General features: G+C 72.9%; 16 protein-coding genes. 3 read left to right on the plus strand and 13 right to left on the minus strand.

The genetic code is table 11. From position 1 onward, the window contains the following. Nucleotides 1–102 precede the first annotated feature (102 nt). From proC to BGP73_RS07685, 8 genes are all read right to left on the minus strand, one after another. The gene (gene proC, locus BGP73_RS07650) at nucleotides 103–924 is read right to left on the minus strand and encodes a pyrroline-5-carboxylate reductase (RefSeq protein WP_069813062.1); all 822 of its coding nucleotides are present in this window, start codon (nucleotides 922–924) and stop codon (nucleotides 103–105) included. Nucleotides 925–1,020: 96 nt separating this feature from the next. Beyond that, nucleotides 1,021–1,758 carry an ABC transporter permease gene (locus BGP73_RS07655; RefSeq protein ID WP_069813063.1) on the minus strand — a complete coding sequence of 246 codons (738 nt, stop codon included), beginning with the start codon at nucleotides 1,756–1,758 and terminating at the stop codon, nucleotides 1,021–1,023. Next, a complete protein-coding gene (locus BGP73_RS07660) occupies nucleotides 1,755–2,603 on the minus strand; it encodes an ABC transporter ATP-binding protein (protein ID WP_069813064.1) in 849 nt (282 codons plus the stop codon). Before BGP73_RS07660 ends, BGP73_RS07655 begins: the two co-directional genes overlap by 4 nt. Before the next feature lie 99 nt (nucleotides 2,604–2,702). Next, on the minus strand, nucleotides 2,703–3,203 hold the full coding sequence (locus BGP73_RS07665; protein ID WP_069813066.1) for a hypothetical protein: 501 nt from the start codon (nucleotides 3,201–3,203) through the stop codon (nucleotides 2,703–2,705). Nucleotides 3,204–3,239: 36 nt separating this feature from the next. Beyond that, the gene (gene ilvD, locus BGP73_RS07670; protein ID WP_069813068.1) at nucleotides 3,240–5,114 is read right to left on the minus strand and encodes a dihydroxy-acid dehydratase; all 1,875 of its coding nucleotides are present in this window, start codon (nucleotides 5,112–5,114) and stop codon (nucleotides 3,240–3,242) included. A gap of 268 nt (nucleotides 5,115–5,382) precedes the next feature. After that, nucleotides 5,383–6,015: a TetR/AcrR family transcriptional regulator gene (locus BGP73_RS07675; protein WP_069813942.1), complete on the minus strand. Its 633-nt coding sequence runs from the start codon at nucleotides 6,013–6,015 to the stop codon at nucleotides 5,383–5,385. A gap of 50 nt (nucleotides 6,016–6,065) precedes the next feature. Next, the gene (locus BGP73_RS07680; protein WP_079127319.1) at nucleotides 6,066–6,887 is read right to left on the minus strand and encodes a sugar phosphate isomerase/epimerase family protein; all 822 of its coding nucleotides are present in this window, start codon (nucleotides 6,885–6,887) and stop codon (nucleotides 6,066–6,068) included. Between the two features lie 164 nt (nucleotides 6,888–7,051). Beyond that, a complete protein-coding gene (locus BGP73_RS07685) occupies nucleotides 7,052–7,984 on the minus strand; it encodes a Ppx/GppA phosphatase family protein (protein WP_069813072.1) in 933 nt (310 codons plus the stop codon). 98 nt (nucleotides 7,985–8,082) lie between these two features. Between BGP73_RS07685 and BGP73_RS07690 the strand changes: the two genes are divergently transcribed. Next, nucleotides 8,083–8,910, plus strand: coding sequence for a hypothetical protein (locus BGP73_RS07690; RefSeq protein ID WP_170837785.1), 828 nt, complete (start codon nucleotides 8,083–8,085; stop codon nucleotides 8,908–8,910). Between the two features lie 137 nt (nucleotides 8,911–9,047). Here BGP73_RS07690 and BGP73_RS07695 read toward each other — a convergent pair whose 3' ends face one another. The 3 genes from BGP73_RS07695 to BGP73_RS07705 all read right to left on the minus strand — a co-directional run bounded on the left by BGP73_RS07695 (nucleotide 9,048) and on the right by BGP73_RS07705 (nucleotide 12,369). After that, nucleotides 9,048–9,989 (minus strand): hypothetical protein, encoded by a 942-nt coding sequence (locus BGP73_RS07695; RefSeq protein WP_069813075.1) that lies wholly within the window; start codon nucleotides 9,987–9,989, stop codon nucleotides 9,048–9,050. A gap of 1 nt (nucleotide 9,990) precedes the next feature. Further along, a complete protein-coding gene (locus BGP73_RS07700) occupies nucleotides 9,991–10,599 on the minus strand; it encodes a TetR family transcriptional regulator (RefSeq protein ID WP_069813076.1) in 609 nt (202 codons plus the stop codon). A gap of 252 nt (nucleotides 10,600–10,851) precedes the next feature. Continuing rightward, entirely contained in the window at nucleotides 10,852–12,369 is a 1,518-nt protein-coding gene (locus BGP73_RS07705) for a BACON domain-containing protein (RefSeq protein WP_244501129.1), read from the minus strand. A gap of 289 nt (nucleotides 12,370–12,658) precedes the next feature. On the opposite strand from BGP73_RS07705, the gene radA reads away from it, so the two are divergent. Both radA and disA read left to right on the plus strand, forming a co-directional pair. Next, nucleotides 12,659–14,125, plus strand: coding sequence for a DNA repair protein RadA (gene radA, locus BGP73_RS07710; RefSeq protein ID WP_069813080.1), 1,467 nt, complete (start codon nucleotides 12,659–12,661; stop codon nucleotides 14,123–14,125). A 165-nt stretch (nucleotides 14,126–14,290) separates the two neighbouring features. Continuing rightward, entirely contained in the window at nucleotides 14,291–15,418 is a 1,128-nt protein-coding gene (gene disA, locus BGP73_RS07715) for a DNA integrity scanning diadenylate cyclase DisA (protein WP_079127320.1), read from the plus strand. Between the two features lie 90 nt (nucleotides 15,419–15,508). Here the strand turns inward: disA and BGP73_RS22545 are convergent, their stop codons facing one another. After that, the gene (locus tag BGP73_RS22545; RefSeq protein ID WP_069813084.1) at nucleotides 15,509–16,321 is read right to left on the minus strand and encodes a hypothetical protein; all 813 of its coding nucleotides are present in this window, start codon (nucleotides 16,319–16,321) and stop codon (nucleotides 15,509–15,511) included. A 130-nt stretch (nucleotides 16,322–16,451) separates the two neighbouring features. Further along, nucleotides 16,452–17,729 (minus strand): YeeE/YedE family protein, encoded by a 1,278-nt coding sequence (locus tag BGP73_RS07725; RefSeq protein WP_069813087.1) that lies wholly within the window; start codon nucleotides 17,727–17,729, stop codon nucleotides 16,452–16,454. Nucleotides 17,730–17,952 lie beyond the last annotated feature (223 nt).

Genomic DNA, 17,952 nt, shown 5'->3' on the forward strand with positions numbered 1-17,952 from the left:
GGAAACCAACCGGCCCCTGGCAACCCGAAGAACACTACACCACTGGTCAGCGGTACTCAAAACCCGCCGCCGCCAGCCCGGACGCCGTTCCGTCCGGCCACGTCACCCCTGACCGGAGGCCAGTTCCCTGCTGCGGTCCCGGGCGGCTTCCAGGGCCGCGATCAGGGCCGCCCGTACCCCGTGGTTCTCCAGTTCCCGGATGGCGTTGATGGTGGTGCCGGCCGGAGAGGTCACCGCCTCTCGGAGCCGCACCGGGTGCTCCCCGCTGTCCCGGAGCATCGCGGCCGCACCGACCGCCGCCTGGACGATGAGGTCGTGGGCCTTGTCGCGCGGGAGGCCGAGCAGGATCCCCGCGTCGGTCATCGCCTCCACGAGGAAGTAGAAGTACGCCGGCCCGGAGCCGGAGAGCGCGGTGGCGGCGTCCTGCTGGCTCTCGGGGACGCGCAGCGTCTTGCCGACGCCGTTGAGGATCTCCTCGGTGTGCCGGAGGTGCTCCTCGCTCGCGTGGCTGCCCGCGGAGATCACCGACATGGCCTGGTCGACCAGGGCGGGGGTGTTCGTCATGACCCGCACGACCGGTGTGTAGGGGGCCAGTCGCTCCTCGAAGAAGGTCGTCGGCACGCCCGCGGCGCCACTGATGACGAGCCGGTCCGAGGGGACGTGCGGGGCGAGCTCCTCAAGCAGCTTCCCCATGTCCTGCGGCTTCACGGTCAGGATCAGCGTGTCGGCCCGCTTGGCGGCTTCGGCGTTGCCGACCGCCTCCACCCCGTGGCGCTCCCGGAGCTCCGCGGCGCGCTCGGGGCGGCGAGCGGTGACCAGCAGGCGTTCGCGGGGCCGGCCGGCCCGGATCATGCCACTGAGGAGGGCCTCGCCGATCTTGCCTGCTCCCAGCACGGCGACTGTCTGGGTCTTGGTCTCGCTCATTACGTCCCTTGCCTGCGGCGGTTTCGCGCTCCATTCTCCCACCCCGCGGGGCACGGGTGCCGCCCGTACCCGGGTGTTCCGCCGCCGAGCGCTGCCTCAGGCCGTTCGCCGCCGGAGTGTCGCCGCCCCCAGTACGAGCACCAGCAGCGCGCTGCCCGCCACGACGGCGGCGTCACGCACGAAGTCCCCGGTGACCGTGGTGTTCCGCACCACCTCGCCCATCGCGTCGACCGCGTAGGAGAGGGGGAGGACGTCCGACACCGCTTCGAGGACCGGCTGCATGCTCGCCCGTGGTGCGAAGAGGCCGCAGAGCAGCAGTTGGGGGAAGAGCACGGCGGGCATGAACTGCACGGCCTGGAACTCCGAGGCGGCGAAGGCCGAGACGAACAGCCCGAGAGCCGTGCCGAGCAGCGCGTCCAGCAGGGCGACCAAGAGCAGCAGCCAGGGAGAGCCGGCGACGGTCAGGTCGAGCCCCCAGATGGCGAGCCCGGTGGCGGCGGCCGCCTGCACGACGGCCAGCAGGCCGAAGGCGAGGGCGTAGCCGAGGATCAGGTCGGCCTTGCCCATCGGCATCGACAGCAGGCGCTCCAGGGTTCCGCCGGTGCGCTCGCGCAGTGTCGCGATGGAGGTGACCAGGAACATCGTGACCATGGGGAAGATGCCGAGCAGGGCCGCGCCGGTCCGGTCGAAGGACGCGGGGTCGGCGTCGAAGACCCAGTGCAGCAGGGCGAGGAGCACGCAGGGGACGACCAGGAGCAGTGCGACGGTGCGCCGGTCGTGGCCGAGCTGCCGCAGGACGCGCCGGGCGGTGGAGACGGTGCGGGAGAGGTTCATCGGGTGCCCTCTTCCTCTGCTGTGCTCTTCCGGTCTTCCACCGCGGTCGTCGGGTCGTCGGCAGTCTTCCGTCCGGCGGGTGGAGAGGCGGTGCCGCTCTGGGCTCTCGCGGTCTCGACCAGCCGGAGGAAGGCCTCCTCGACGCTCTCCGCGCCGGTCCGTTCGCGCAGCGCGGCCGGTGCGCCGTCGGCCAGGATCCGGCCGGCGCGCATCAGCAGGAGCCGTTCGCACCGCTCCGCCTCGTCCATGACGTGGGAGGAGACGAGCAGGGTGGTGCCGCGCTCGTCGGCCAGCCGGTGGAAGAGGTCCCAGAGGTCCCGGCGGAGCACCGGATCCAGGCCGACCGTGGGTTCGTCGAGGACCAGTAGTTCGGGGGTGCCGAGGAGCGCCACCGCGAGCGAGACCCGCGACCGCTGGCCGCCGGAGAGCCGGCCGACCAGGCTGTCGGCGCGGTCGGTGAGATCGACCTCGCCCAGAGCCCGGTCGACCTGCCGCCCGCGGTCGCCGCGGGAGAGCCGCGGGTCGAGGACGGCCAGGTAGTAGTCGAGGTTCTGCCGGGCGGTGAGGTCCGCGTACACCGAGGGCGTCTGGGTGACGTAGCCGACGGCCGAGCGGAGCGCGGCGGAGCCCGCGGGGCGGCCGAACACCTCGAGGAGGCCGCCGACTCGGGCCTGGGTACCGACGACCGCCCGCATCAGGGTGGACTTTCCGCAGCCGCTGGGGCCGAGAAGACCGGTGACCTGGCCTCGGGGGATGTCGAAGTCCAGGCCGTCCAGGACGGTGCGCCCGCCGCGGCTGACGGTGAGGGCGCGGGCTCGGACGGCCGGCACCTCGGAATTCATCATGTGATGAATAATGGAGCCGCGGCGGCCCGGGCGTCAACCGGTTGATGCGGTGGATTCGCGGGGGGCCGCCGCCGCGCCGCTGGGGCGGACGGCCCTCGGTCAGCCTCTCCGGGCCCGGGCCCGGCTGTTCCTGGTGGCGGGGTTGCCGCTCCGGGCCACCCGGCGGCGTTCGTGGAGCCGGGACTCGCGCTGGTAGTCGGCGCGGTGCAGCCGCTCTCCCGGCGCTTCGACCAGGCTGCGGAGGAACCAGGCGAAGAAGATGCCGACGAAGCCCACCAGCCGGATGCTCTGCAGCGAGCGTTCGACGGAGGGATCGGTGCCACGGCGGCGGGTGAAGCCCTGCCAGGTGGTGATGAAGGCCAGGAAGCTGCAGGCGGAGAAGGTCAGGATGATCAGCAGGCTGATGAGGTCGCCGACGGCTGCGACGCTGAGCCCCTGGTAGCCGAGGAAGAGAGCGACGGCGCCGGCCGCGGTGGCCGCCAGGGAGCCGACCGCGAGGCCGACCCGGCGGGCGGTGTACCCGCCGCCCCGGTCCACCCAGGTCGTTCCGAAGAAGCGGAGTGGTTCGGGGCGGGGGGCTTCGTTCTGCGCAGCGCTCATGCCTCGATTATCGGCTGCCTCGATTAACGCCGGTCGTCAGCCGTTCCGGGAGTCGTCGCCCCCGTCGATCCGGGAGACGTCGCGCACCGCTCCCCGGTCCGCGCTGGTGGCCATGGCCGCGTACGCGCGCAGCGCCTGGGAGACCTTGCGGTCCCGGTCCTTCGGTGCGTACCGGCCGCCGAGGGCCTCCCGGCGGGCGGCCAGTTCCGCTTCGCTCACCTTGAGCTCGATGGCCCGGCCCGGGATGTCCAGCCGGATCAGATCGCCGTCCTCGACGAGTGCGATCGCCCCGCCGGCCGCGGCCTCCGGGGAGACGTGGCCGATGGACAGGCCCGAGGTGCCGCCGGAGAAGCGGCCGTCGGTGATCAGCGCGCAGGCCTTGCCGAGTCCCCGGCCCTTGAGGAAGGAGGTCGGGTAGAGCATCTCCTGCATGCCGGGGCCTCCCTTGGGGCCCTCGTAGCGGATGACGACGACGTCGCCCTCCTTGACCTGCTTCTTCAGGATCTTGTCGACGGCCTCTTCCTGGGACTCGCAGACCACGGCGGGGCCCTCGAAGGTCCAGATGGACTCGTCGACCCCGGCGGTCTTCACCACGGAGCCGTTCTCGGCGATGTTGCCGTACAGCACCGCAAGGCCGCCCTCGGTGGAGTACGCGTGCTCGACGTCGCGGATGCAGCCGCCGGCCGCGTCGGTGTCCAGGGTCTCCCAGCGTTCGGACTGGGAGAAGGCGGTCGCGGACCGCTTGCAGCCGGGGGCCGCGTGGAAGAGTTCCACGGCTTCGGCCGAGGGCGAGCCGCCGCGGATGTCCCACTGCTTCAGCCAGTCGGCGAGGGAGGAGCTGTGCACGGTGTGCACGTCCTCGTTGAGGAGTCCGCCCCGGTACAGCTCTCCGAGGATGGCGGGGATGCCGCCCGCCCGGTGGACGTCCTCCATGTAGTACACGCCGCCGGGGGCGACGTTCGGCGCCACCTTGGCCAGGCAGGGCAGCCGGCGGGAGAGCGCGTCGATGTCCTTCATCTCGAAGGCGAGCTCGGCCTCCTGGGCGGCGGCGAGCAGGTGCAGGATCGTGTTGGTCGAGCCGCCCATGGCGATGTCGAGCGCCATGGCGTTCTCGAAGGCGGCGCGGGAGGCGACGCTCCGCGGCAGCACGGTCGCGTCGTCCTGCTCGTAGTAGCGCTTGGTGATCTCCACGACGGTGCGCCCGGCGTTCTCGTAGAGCGCCCGGCGGGCGGTGTGGGTGGCCAGGACCGAGCCGTTGCCCGGCAGGGCGAGGCCGATGGCCTCGGTCAGGCAGTTCATGGAGTTGGCGGTGAACATGCCCGAGCAGGAGCCGCACGTCGGACAGGCGTTGTCCTCGATGAGCGCGATGTCCTCGTCGGAGACGTCGTCGTTGACCGCCTCGGAGATCGCGGTGATCAGGTCCAGCTTGCGGACCGTGCCGTCGACGAGGGTTGCTCGGCCGGACTCCATGGGGCCGCCGGAGACGAAGACGGTCGGGATGTTCAGCCGCATCGCGGCCATCAGCATGCCGGGGGTGATCTTGTCGCAGTTGGAGATGCAGATCAGCGCGTCCGCGCAGTGCGCCTCGGTCATGTACTCGACCGAGTCCGCGATCAGGTCGCGGGAGGGCAGCGAGTAGAGCATCCCGGCGTGGCCCATGGCGATGCCGTCGTCGACCGCGATGGTGTTGAACTCGCGGGCGATGCCGCCCGCCGCGTGGATCGCCTCGCTGACGATCCGGCCGACGGGCTGGAGGTGGGTGTGGCCCGGCACGAACTCGGTGAAGCTGTTGGCCACCGCGATGATCGGCTTCCCGAAGTCCTCCCGGGCCACACCGGAGGCCTGCATCAGGGCTCGGGCGCCCGCCATGTTGCGGCCGTGGGTGACGGTGCGGGACCTCAGCTCTGGCACGGGGGTCACTCCCTTGGGGATCTCGGGGCTCCGGGCTTCCCGCTCGACCCGCCCGCGCCGCTTCGGCGGGCGCCGGTCGGTGGCTCGGGGGTCGCGCCGGGTTTCCTACGAGCCTAACGCGTCGTGGCCACGATCCGGACGGTTCGTCCGGATGGCGGGACGGCTTTCCGCGGCCCGCGCGTGCCGGGCCTGTTCTCTCCCCCCGTCGCGCCGGCCATCTCCCGGCCGCACAGCGGCCGGCCGAGGCCAGGTGGCTCAGGGTGGGTGCTCAGGGGCCGGTCAGGTAGCGCTGTAGGTTCGGGGCCACCAGCTCGACGATCTCGGACGCATCGGCGGTGGCGAGCGGTTCGACCTCGATGACGTAGCGGAGCATCGCGATCCCGACCATCTGGGCCCCGGCCAGCTCCGCGCGGAGCTTCGGGTTCGGCACGTCGAGGTTGGTCGCCACCCGTTCCAGGACCGTGCGGAGGACGACCTCGCGGAGCACCGCGGCCGCCGCCTCGTGGGTCACCGCGGAGCGGAGCACGGCCAGCAGCGGCGCCTTGGTCGCCGGGTTCTCCCAGACGCCCAGGAAAAGCCGCGCCAGCCGTTCGCCGGCGTGCTCGGGACTCTGCGAGACCAGGTCGGCCACCTGCGCGGCGGGCTCGAAGGAGAGCTCGATGGCCGCCGCGAACACCTGCTCCTTGCTGCCGAAGTAGTGGTGGACGAGGGCCGGGTCGACCCTGGCCGTCCTGCCGATGCCGCGGACGGAGGTCTTGTCGTAGCCCCGGGCCGCGAACTCCTCCCGGGCCGCGAGCAGGATCCGCTCCCGGGCTCCCGGGCCCTCCCGCCCGAGGGCGCGCGCGGGACGGCCGCGCCGCCGCCTCGGGGCCCCCTCCGCCTCGGCCGCGTCGCTCGCGATGGGCCGGTCCGTCCGGGACGCTCCCCGGTCGGTCCCCGGCTCGGCGGCGCTCACGGGCGAGGGGTCCTCGCCGCCCCCAGGTGCCGCCGGGTGAAGGCGAGCGCCTCGGCCAGGTCGGCCTCGCGCTCGGCCGAGGACATCGCGCGCCGGGTGTTCACCTCGACCACCACGTGTCCGTCGAAACCGCGGCCCGCCAGCTGCTCCAGCAGTTCGGCACAGGGCTGCGAACCCCGCCCGGGCACCAGGTGCTCGTCCTTGGCGGAGCCGTTGCCGTCCGCGAGGTGCACATGGGCCAGCCGGTCGCCCATCCGTCCGGCCATCTCCAGTGCGTCGTTCCGCGCGGTGGAGGTGTGGGACAGGTCGAGGGTGAAGTGCCGGTAGTCCTCCTGGCTGACGTCCCAGTCCGGTGCGTAGGCGAGCATCTCGCGCTCCCGGTAGCGCCAGGGGAACATGTTCTCCACCGCGAAGCGGATGTCGGTCTCCTCGCCCATCCGCCAGATCCCCTGGACGAACTCCCGGGCGTAGCCGCGCTGCCAGCGGAAGGGCGGGTGGACCACGACGGTGGAGGCGCCGAGCCGCTCGGCCGCGGCCCGGGCCCGTCGGAGCTTCGTCCAGGGGTCGGTCGACCACACCCGCTGGGTGATCAGCAGGCAGGGCGCGTGCACGGCGAGTACCGGCACACCGTGGTAGTCGGAGAGGCGGCGCAGGGCTTGGACGTCCTGGCTGACCGGATCGGTCCAGACCATGACCTCCACACCGTCGTATCCCAGTCGTGCCGCGATCTCGAAGGCCGTCGCTGTCGACTCCGGATAGACCGAGGCCGTGGACAGCGCGACCTTCGCCCGCGGGGTACGCACTACTGGTTGAGCCACGCCGAACAGCCTACGGCGTGTCGCCTGCGGACACCGGGGGGCCGCGGGCCGGCTCCGGGCCCCGGTGGTGCGGGACCGGCCGCGTGCGGTGCTGCCTTGCCGCCCGGACGGCGAACGCGGCCCTCCGCGGCGGCCGACCGGAGGAGAGGAGGATCACAGCGGCGTCAGACGGCGGAGAGCTGCTCCATACGGCGGAGGATCGCGCCCTCCCGCAGCGCCCAGGGGCAGATCTCCACCTCGTCGACACCGAACAGGTCCATCGCCGCCTCGGCCACCAGGGCACCGGCCGGCAGTTGCCGGGCCCGCGCCCGGGACACCCCCGGGAGGGCGGCGCGCTGCCGGGCGGACATCCCGGCCAGCCGGGGCACCCACGGGGCGAGCGCCCTGCGGTGCAGGCTCCGCGGTACGTGGATCCCCTCCGAGGCGCGGGCGGCTCCGGTGATCCTGGCGAGCTGCCGGAAGGTCCGGGAGGCCGCGACGGCCAGGTCGGGGCGGCCGAACCGGGCGAACTCCCCCACCGTGCGGCCGATCTCCACCCGGACCAGGCGGCGCACCGCCCGGACGTCGGCCGGGTCGGGCGGATCACCGGTCAGCCGGGAGCCCGTGAGGCGGCCCGCCCCCAGCGGCAGCGACACCACCTTGTCCGGCTCCTCGTCTGCTCCGTGGGCGATCTCCAGGGAACCTCCGCCGATGTCGAGGAGGAGCAGCCGCCCCGCCGACCAGCCGAACCAGCGGCGGGCGGCGAGGAAGGTGAGCTGCGCCTCCTCCCCGCCGCTCAGCACCCTGGGCCGGACCCCGGTGGCGGCCTGGGTGCGGGCGAGCACCTCGTCGGCGTTGGGGGCCTCCCGGACGGCCGAGGTGACCAGCGCGAGCAGTTCTTCGACGCCGTGCTCCTCGGCCTCCCGGACGGCCTCGGTGACCGCCGCGACCAGCCGGTCGACGCCTTCCGGACCGATCGTCCCGTCCCCCCGGAGGTGTTCGGCCAGCCGGAGTTCCGTCTTGTGCGAGTGCGCGGGGAGCGGCGGGGCGCCGGGGTAGGCGTCCACCATCAGGAGGTGGACGGTGTTCGACCCCACGTCGAGGACTCCGAGTCTCATGGCCCGGACGCTACCGGGCGGGTGAGCCGACAGGTGGGCGTAGCCGCCCTGCGACTCGGTACGCGATAACGGGCGCGGCCATCGTTACGCTGGGGGGCGTGGCCAAGACGAAAAAGGCGAAACTGGATAAAGCACTGAGATCAGTGGAGCACCGGCGGTCGGAGAACGATGCCGCGGAGCCGGACGAACAGGATCTGGACTTCGCCCGCGCCTGGGTGGAGTTCCCTGACCCGGGCGACGAGGAGCAGGTCTTCCGGTGCGATCTGACCTGGCTCACCTCGCGCTGGTCGTGCGTCTTCGGCCAGGGCTGCCAGGGCATCCAGCGCGGCCGGGCCAGCGACGGCTGCTGCACGCTGGGCGCGCACTTCAGCGACGAGGACGACGAGCGGCGGGTCGCGGAGTACGTGGCCCGGCTCACCCCCGAGACCTGGGAGCGGCACGGGCAGGGCACCGGCTCCGCTGGGTGGGTGGAGCTCGACGAGGAGGGCGAGCGGAAGACGCGCCGGGTGGGCGGCGCCTGCATCTTCCACAACCGGCCCGGTTTCGCCGGCGGACACGGCTGCGCGCTGCATGTCCTGGCGCTGCGGGAGGGCCGGGAGCCGCTGGAGACCAAACCGGACGTCTGCTGGCAGTTGCCGATCCGGCGGACCTACGACTGGGTGGACCGTCCCGACGAGAGCAGGGTCCTGGTGGTGTCGATCGGCGAGTACGACCGGCGCGGCTGGGGGCCGGGCGGCCACGACCTGCACTGGTGGTGCACCTCGGCGAGGTCGGCGCACGGCGCCGGTGAGCCGGTGTACGTGTCCTACCGGGCGGAGCTCACCGAGTTGATGGGGAAGGCGGCCTACGACCGGCTGGTCGAACTCTGCGAGGCCCGGCTGGCCTCGCTCCTCCCGCTCGCCCCGCATCCGGCGGACCCGGGCTGAGTGTGCGCCGTCCGAGTCGGGACGGGGCCGGGAGGTCACTCATGACCCGGACCACGTCAGAAGACGGTGGTCCGGGGTTCTTGGACGGGGTCGCCTCGCACGGGCCGTTGGCGCAGTCGGCGGCGGGTGTCCTGCCTTCAGTCGCGTCGGTGCCTGGCGGCCATCGTGTGAAACACCTTCTTCGGTTCCCAACGGGTCTCGTCGAGCATGCGGACCACGCCGTAGGAGCCGAGATCCGCGTCTCCGGGCCTGCTGTAACTGACGAAGGTGAACCAGAGTGCGGTATCTACCCCTTCCCCTTCGAAAGCGTCCAGCAGCTCGGTGAGGTAGCGGACCTGCTCGTCCTCGTCGGGCACCGCGTCGTGTGGCACCTGCCAGGCCGAGCCGCCGCGCTCGCCCGCGCCCCGGTAGGCGCAGGTTCCGTACTCGGTCACCGCAACAGGCTTGCCGTGTGCGAGGTGTCCCCGCAGTTCGGACCGGAAGGTGTCGGCGTTGTACGCGGCGCGGTAGGCATCGATGCCGACGAGGTCGAACGGACGCCAGTCGACGAACTCCCAGGGAGCCGAGGCGTACGTGATGCGCCCGCCGAAGCGGGCACGCACCGTCTCGGCGGCTTGCGCGAGGAAGACGTTGAGACGTTCCTGCACCGCTCCAAGGCCGTACCACCACTCCATGTCCGCCTCAGCCATGGTCCGCAGACGGTCGCCGTAGGTGTCGCCCGGGATGAAGCCACCGCAGAACGCGCTCATCTCACAGCCCGCGACGAACACCACTTCGGCACCGCTCCGTCGTACGGCTTCGGCCCGGCGGGCACACTCAGCGAAGAACGACAGCAGCCGTTCGGCGGGAAGGTCGACAGGGAACGGGGCGAACCACACCTCGAGGCCGACGGCCGCCGCGCAGTGGGCGGCGATGCTCAGCCGTTCGGGATCACGGCCGGAGACGCGTACGGCATCGCAGTGCAGTTCGTCGGATATCACAGCCATGTCGCGCCGGACCGTTTCGTGGGTGAAGGTCTTGCGAGAGAGGTCCTGTCCGGGGAGGAACCCGGTGTCGTAGTTGATGCCCCGTGCACGCATGTCACTGCCCCTTCAGGTGATGCACGCCGTGCTCCAGCAGGGCGAAGGCGAGCTCGGTGTCCTTGGCCAGGGCGCGGACCGCCTCCGGTGGTGACGCGCCGTCGGCCAGGAGGTGGAAGAAGGACTCCCGGAGGGTAAGCGCGGTCGCAGCGATTTGAGCCGCCACCAGTACGGCCGCCGTCTTCCCGTACTCCTCCGCCAGTACGTCGGCGAGCGCCCGGCGCTGCTGGTAGAGCAGGGCGTTCGCGGCTCCGCTGAGCGCGGGACTGTCGAAGATCACGCGCATCTGGGCGAGCACTTCGTCCCGGTCCATCGCTGCCATCTGCCCGTCCGCGAAGGCCTCGTAGTGGGCTTGCAGCGCTTTGAGCGGGGAGAGCCCCGCCGGCCGCCGGGCGACGATCTCGGCCAGGTTCTCCTGTCCCACGCCCTGCAGCGCGAGCGACTCCTTGCTGGGGAAGTACGTGAAGAGGGTGGCCTTGGCGACTTCTGCGGCCTCGGCGATTTCACTGACCGTCACGGCATCGAAGCCTCGCTCGGCGAACAACTGCAATGCCACAGCGGTGATCCGCTGCTTCGTCTGTGCCTTCTTGCGCTCCCGAAGCCCTGCCATACGGAGAGCATAACCAGACTCGGTTCAGAATCGAACCGAGTCTGGAGATGGAGTGGATCGCCATCGCGGTGAGGGGCGATCGGAAAAAATAAGAAAGCACCGCGTATCGGGCCAATACTCTTTTCCTTCGCCCTGCCGCTGGGCGACCTGGATCAATCTCACCGGGATTTCCTGTACGCCGACTCCTCACACCCGGAGCCGCCAGGGGCAGTACAGGGCGGAGGGAACCGCCGAGGGTGCCGGGGTAGGCCCTCAGCGCCGCCGCCGGGTGGGTGCGTCGGAGTCGCCGGCCGAGGGCGCGGGGCTGCTCGGGGCAGGGGTCGGCGAGGTGGTCGGCACCGGTTCCGGGGGCGACGAGCTCGGAGACGGCCGGGGCTCTCCGGGGCCGGGTCGCTGGGGGGCGCCCCGGCCCTCGATGGTGACCACGGAGCCGGACGGGGCGATCCGGACCCTTCCCGTCCAATGGCCTCGGGGCTCGCGGTCCCGGTCGACCGAGACCGTCAGGTGCGCGGTCTCCCCGGGCTCCAGCACCCCCGCCGTCCGGTTCAGCCGCAGCCAGCCCGCCTCGGACCGCGCGGACCAGCGGACCGGCGCCTGACCGGAGGCGGTGAGCGTCACCAGGGTGCTCCCGGCGGCCGGCCGGACCCGCACGGTCAGCCCTCCGGCCCCAGCGGGGGTCCGGGTCGGGGTATCCCCGGCGGCCTTCCGCTCCACGGCCGGACGGCCATCGTCCGGACCCCGGCCCTCCGCCGCCGGGCGGCTCTCGTCCGGCCCCTGCCCCCCGGTGCGCTCGTAGGGTTCCGCGCTCTCCTGCTTGGCGGCGGTCGGCTCGGAGTGCCGGCTCTCGCCGACCGGCACGCCGCGGTAGGAGGCCCACAACGCCAGCACCGGGGCCGCCACGACGGTGGCCACCAGGGTCGTGGTCAGCGCCCGGTTCCGGAGCAGTCGGCGGCGGGCCGCACGGTCCTCCGGGTCCAGGGGGAAGCCACGGCGGTCGTAGTGCGGTCCGCCGCGCGACCGGAAGCGCGAGGCGTGGGCCATCGCCGTGTTGGTCGCCGCCCGCGGCGCCTCCAGCAGCGGCAGCGCCCCGGAGGCCGAGGCGTTGCCCGGCCAGGGTCCGCCGGCGGTCGCACGCTCGGCGGTGGGACGGCACTCGGCGCAGTCGTCGATGTGTCGGACCAACTCGCGGCGGAGCGACGGGCCGAGCAGCCGGTGAGGGTCGCCGGCCAACCGGACCGGGACCGGGCAGTTGCCGCGCTCCACCACCACCAGCGCCACCCTGGTCCGCTCCACCTCGCAGGCGGCGCTGGCGAGCAGGGCCCGCGCCTCGTCGGGCTCCAGGCCGAGTACGGGAGCCACCTCGCCCGGGGAGAGTTGGTGGCGGATGGCGAGCTCCAGCGCCTCCCGCTGGCGCGGGGTGGTGCCGGCCGCCTCCGGCCAGGCCAGCAGGGCGAGTTCACGCCGGCGCCGCTCGGCGACGACGGGGGCGGGCGGCGGCGCGCCGGGCTGCCCGCGATCGGCGAGCCGGCGGCGGCAGACCCACCGGGCGAGCGCGTAGAGCCAGCACCGGTGCTGCTCGGGCGGCCAGTGGGCGTGCCGGCGTTCGGCGATCGCGATCACTTCGCCGAGGGCGGCGGTGGCGGCGTCGTGCTCGCAGAGCACCGAGAGGCAGTAGGTGAACAGGCCGTCGAGATAGGGCTCGTAGCAGGCCGCTGAGCGTCCGGAGTCCTCGGGGGCCGGGTCGGCCGCGGCCGGGAGGGTGCTGCGCATCGGACGCCGTGCGTGGCGCGGCGCCCGATGCGCGCCGGTTCTGTGCCTGGGGTGCTCGCGCCTACTGCTCATCACCCGGCGACGGTAGGCGGATGATGGCGTTTCACGCCCGCCCCAGTGGGTTTTTAAGCCTTACGGGTGAGCATTCCGTCGAACTCCGACGGAAGTCGGTGCGAACGGGAAAACTGCCGCCCTCGGCCACCGGCCCGCGCCGCGGCCGCCTCCACCGCGCGCTCTCCCCCCGCCCACCGGCACGCCGGGTGTCGCACCCCACCGCTACGGTGATCCCATGGCGTCCCGTACATCGCGTTCTTCGGCCAAGGACCGCCCCTCCTATCGGTGCACCGAGTGCGGCTACTCGGTCGTCAAGTGGCTGGGCCGCTGCCCGGAGTGCCACGCCTGGGGCACGGTCGAGGAGTTCGGCGGCGCTCCTGCGGTGCGCACCACCGCTCCGGGCCGGGTTACCGCGGCGGCGCTGCCGATCGGGCAGGTGGACGGGGCGCTGGCGACCGCGCGGAGTTCCGGGGTCGCGGAACTGGACCGCGTGCTGGGCGGCGGGCTGGTGCCCGGCGCCGTCGTGCTGCTGGCCGGCGAGCCCGGCGTCGGCAAGTCCACGCTGCTCCTGGACGTCGCCGCCAAGGCGGCCAGTGACGACCAGCGGACCCTCTACGTCACCGGAGAGGAGTCGGCCGGCCAGGTCCGCCTCCGCGCGGACCGTATCGGCGCCCTGGCCGACCACCTCTACCTGGCGGCCGAGACCGACCTCTCGGCCGTGCTGGGCCACCTCGACTCGGTCAAGCCGTCGCTGCTCGTGCTGGACTCGGTGCAGACGGTGGCCTCGCCGGAGATCGACGGCGCACCCGGCGGGATGGCGCAGGTGCGGGAGGTGGCGGGGGCGCTCATCCGGGCCTCGAAGGAGCGCGGGATGTCCACGATCCTGGTCGGCCACGTCACCAAGGAGGGCGCGATCGCCGGGCCGCGGCTGCTGGAGCACCTGGTCGACGTCGTACTGCACTTCGAAGGCGACCGGCACGCCCGGCTGCGGCTGGTCCGCGGCGTCAAGAACCGCTACGGAGCCACCGACGAGGTCGGCTGCTTCGAACTGCACGACGAGGGGATCACCGGTCTCGCCGACCCCTCGGGCCTCTTCCTCACCCGTCGTTCGGAGCCGGTGCCCGGCACCTGCCTCACGGTCACCCTGGAGGGGCGCCGGCCACTGGTCGCCGAGGTGCAGGCGCTCACCGTCGACTCGCAGATCCCCTCCCCCCGGCGGACCACCTCGGGGCTGGAGACCTCCCGGGTGTCGATGATGCTCGCCGTCCTTGAGCAGCGGGGAAAGATCTCCCAACTCGGCAAGCGGGACATCTACAGCGCGACGGTGGGCGGGGTGAAGCTCTCCGAGCCGGCCGCCGACCTCGCCGTCGCCCTCGCGCTGGCGAGCGCGGCGAGCGACACCCCGCTGCCCAAGAACCTGGTGGCGATGGGGGAGGTCGGGCTGGCCGGCGAGGTCCGGCGGATCACCGGGGTGCAGCGCCGGCTGGCCGAGGCGGCGCGGCTCGGCTTCACCCACGCCCTGGTGCCGACCGATCCGGGACGGATCCCCGCTGGGATGAAAGTCACAGAGGTGGCCGACGTAGGCGAAGCGCTGCGGGTGCTGCCGCGCCGGCCGCGCCGCGAGCGGAGCGGGCCGGCGGACCGCGAACAGCCGCCCGGAAAGCGGGAGAACGCCTCGCCGCTGTCAGGAGGGGAGGGCTGAGCCGGGGCCCGGTGGGCGGGCCGAGCGGCCAGGCGGTTCGGGGCCGCCGGAGCACTGCCGGCTAGGACGCACCACACAAGCGGTGGGAGCGCCGGTAGACTTTGCCCTGGTCTCGCCCGTACGTACGCACCTCGGGCCTCGAAACCCTGCGACCGGAGGAGTGCAGTGGCAGCCAACGACCGGGCAACGGCTCCCGGCAAGTCGGGCGGGAGCTCCGGTACGGAGGGCCGCCTGATGCGCGCCACCCTCAGTGCGGTCGCGCCGGGCACCGCCCTACGCGACGGCCTGGAGCGCATCCTCCGCGGCAACACCGGTGGCCTCATCGTCCTCGGGATGGACAAGACGGTCGAGTCGATGTGCACGGGGGGTTTCGTCCTGGACGTGGAGTTCAGCGCCACCCGGCTGCGTGAGCTGTGCAAGCTGGACGGCGCGCTGATCCTCGACAAGGACATCACCAAGATCGTGCGCGCCGGTGTGCAGTTGGTGCCGGACGCCTCCATCCCGACCGAGGAGACCGGCACCCGGCACCGCACCGCGCAACGGGTCTCCATCCAGGCCGGCTATCCGGTGGTGTCGGTCAGCCAGTCGATGCGGCTGATCGCGCTCTACGTCGGTGGACAGCGCCGGGTGTTGGAGGACTCCGCGGCGATCCTGTCCCGGGCCAACCAGGCCCTCGCCACCCTGGAGCGCTACAAGCTGCGGCTGGACGAGGTGGCCGGCACGCTGTCCGCCCTGGAGATCGAGGACCTGGTGACGGTCCGGGACGTGACGGCGGTCGCCCAGCGCCTGGAGATGGTGCGCCGGATCGCCACCGAGATCGCCGAGTACGTCGTCGAACTCGGCACCGACGGTCGGTTGCTCTCGCTTCAACTCGACGAGTTGATCGCGGGGGTGGAACCGGAGCGGGAACTGGTGGCCCGGGACTACGTGCCGCCGCCGACTGCGAAGCGGCCCCGCACGGTCGGCGAGGCACTGGCGGAGTTGGACGCCCTCTCCCACACCGAGTTGCTCGAACTGTCCACCGTCGCCCGGGCGCTGGGCTACAGCGGCGCCCCGGAGACTTTGGACTCCGCGGTCTCGCCGCGCGGTTACCGGCTGCTGGCCAAGGTGCCGAGGCTGCCGAACACCATCATCGAGCGGTTGGTGGAGCACTTCGGGGGCCTGCAGAAGCTGCTCGCCGCCAGCGTCGACGACCTCCAGCGGGTCGACGGGGTGGGCGAGGCCCGGGCCCGCTCGGTGCGCGAGGGGCTGTCGCGGCTGGCCGAGTCCTCGATCCTGGAGCGCTACGTCTGACGGACACCGCCTGACGGGCCGAGGTTCTGACGGGCCGGCGACCCATCGGCGAAGCCGGGCGCCCGGGCCGGGGCACCCGGGCCCTTCAGCTCAGTCGCCCTCCAGTGCGAAGGACTTCCGGACCGTCGGGAAGCCGGCGACCTTCACCTCGACCCGGTAGGTGCCCTTGCCCACCGGAGCCGGAGCCGGGGTGGCGCACTCCGGCGCGCTCGGCCGGCGGTTCCACTCGACCGCCTGCTTGCTCTGCCCCTGCGCGGGCACCTGGAGCAGGAACTGGGCGCCGTCCACGGAGCAGTCGCTCGAGGTCCAGATCGGCTCGCCGCCACCGGCTTCGCCGATGGTGATGACCGCCTTCGCGGTGCCGAAGTCCACCTTGCAGTCGTGCCCCGCGGAGTTCTCGGCGACCAGCTCGAACTCCGGTTTCTCACCGGGGCGGTAGCTGTCCTTGGTGACCCGCAGCTTCAACTGCACCGATCCGGCCGTACAGTTCGGCAGTGCGGCGCCGGGCTGGGCCCCGCCTCCGCCGCCCGGGGAGTCACCGCCGCCCGCGGCACCGGCCGGGCCGCCGTCACCGCCGCCCGTCCGGGATCCCGCTCCGCCGCCGTCGGCCCCGGCGTCGTCGTCCTCGTCCTCGTCCTCGGATTCGTCGCGCCCGCCGGGGCGTTCACTGATCGCGGGGCCGGAGGAGGAGGGCCCCGGTCCGATCGAGGGGGCCGGACCGCCGCCCTTGCCGTCCGAGTGGGCGTTCTTGTCCGTGTCGCCGCCGCCGCCCGCGCCGCCACCGGACGTGACCGCCCAGACGACCAGCATCGTCAGGGCGGCGAGGATGGCCAACACGACGGCTCTCCGCCGCCAGTAGATGGAGGAGGGAAGCGGCCCGACCGGATTGCGCAGAGATCCCACGCTGAAACCTTACGAGAGATCCGGGCGGCCGAGGCGACTACCCGCCACCGGAGACGGTTTTTCCTCTCTCCGCCGGCTCAGTCTCCGTACGGGGAAGGGCTGTTGCTCCGGCGGCGGGGGCGAGAAACCGTCAGCAGACGCCGTCGCCGGGCTTGGGGTTCGCCAGGCCGAAGGCCGGCCGCAGCCGCAGTCCGGCCCAGGTGCCGACGAGTGCGCAGGCGCCCCAGATCCAGCCGTGCAGGCTGCCCGAGGCGATGCCCGCGAGGTAGGCGCCGATATTGCAGCCGCCGGCCAGCCGGGCGCCGATCCCCATCAGCAGCCCGCCCAGCACGGCCGCGCTCGCGGTGCGCCACGGCACGCCCCGGTGCAGCGTCCAGGTGCCGCCGGCCGCCGCCGCCACCGCCGCGCCGATCATGATGCCCAGGTCGGTGAGGGTGGTCTTGTCGGCCAGCACCGGGCCGGCCAACATCTCCGCGTTGCCCGGCTGCTGCCACCAGGTCCAGCTCGCCGGGTCGCCGCCCAACGCCCCGACCAGCTCCGAGCCCCACAGGCTGAAGGCGCTGGTGACACCCCAGGCACCGCCGGAGACCAGCAGCACCCCGGCTCCCAGCAGGGCCAGCGCCAGGGCGCCCACCGCCAGCGGCCAGGAGCCGCGCAGCACCCGGGCAGCGCCCCGCGCCGAGGGAACCGCGCCGATCGGCGGCGGGTTCCGGCGGGCCTGGACCCGGTGGCTGACCCAGGCGATCGCCGCCAGGGCGGCGATCGTCACGCCCCAGGAGCCGAACCATCCGAGGTGGTCGGCGAGGAGCACCGGCTCCAGCGCGGGCAGGTCCTTCCAGAGGTCGAACTGCCAGGCGGCCAGCGTCGCCCCGGCGATGAAGCCGCCCAGGGTGAGCACGATCGAGGTCTGCCCGGAGCCGACCGCGAAGAGCGTGCCCGAGGCGCAGGCCCCGCCGAGTTGCATGCCGATGGCGAAGAGGAAGGAGCCGAGCAGCAGCCCGACCCCTAGTCGGCCGGCGGACGGCCCGGGGACGGTCCCGAAGAGTCCGGCGCCGGTCCCGATCAGGAGTGCGAACAGTGTGGCGGTGGTGCCCAGCAGCAGCGTGTGGGCGCGCAGCCCGGTGCCGTTGCCGACGGCGACCAGCTGCCGCCAGGCCGAGGTGAAGCCGAAGCGGGAGTGGAACAGCGCCAGCCCGAGCCCGAGGCCGAGCAGCAGGAGCACTCCGGTCGCGGCGCCGTGCGCCGAACACACGTAGCCGGTCAGGGCCAGGGCGAGAAGCCCGGACAGCAGGAGCGGAATCCGGCGTACCGGCGGCACGGGCGGGGACTTCGGCGGTGGGGCGCTGGTCGGAGCAGGCGCCAGCAGGCCGGTGGGTCCTGGCTGGTCTTGGCGTACTGCGGTGGTCACGGGATCTCCGGGGGGCGGACGCGGGCACGGCGATGCGAACAGCCGTGATCGCGATGAGTGGGGTGGGAAGCCCCTGGGCGGGGCGGGCAGGCGGCGCGAGCTACCGGCGGCGCCGCGCGGGGGGAGTCACCGCGGGTCGGCCGGGCTCCGGTCAGCGACGACAGAGACCGTCGTCGACGCACCACGCCGAATTCGCGAAGAGCGCGAGTTCCAGCAGGTGGGC

The organism is Streptomyces sp. TP-A0874, from assembly GCF_001748085.1.
Classification (GTDB): Bacteria; Actinomycetota; Actinomycetes; order Streptomycetales; family Streptomycetaceae; genus Streptomyces.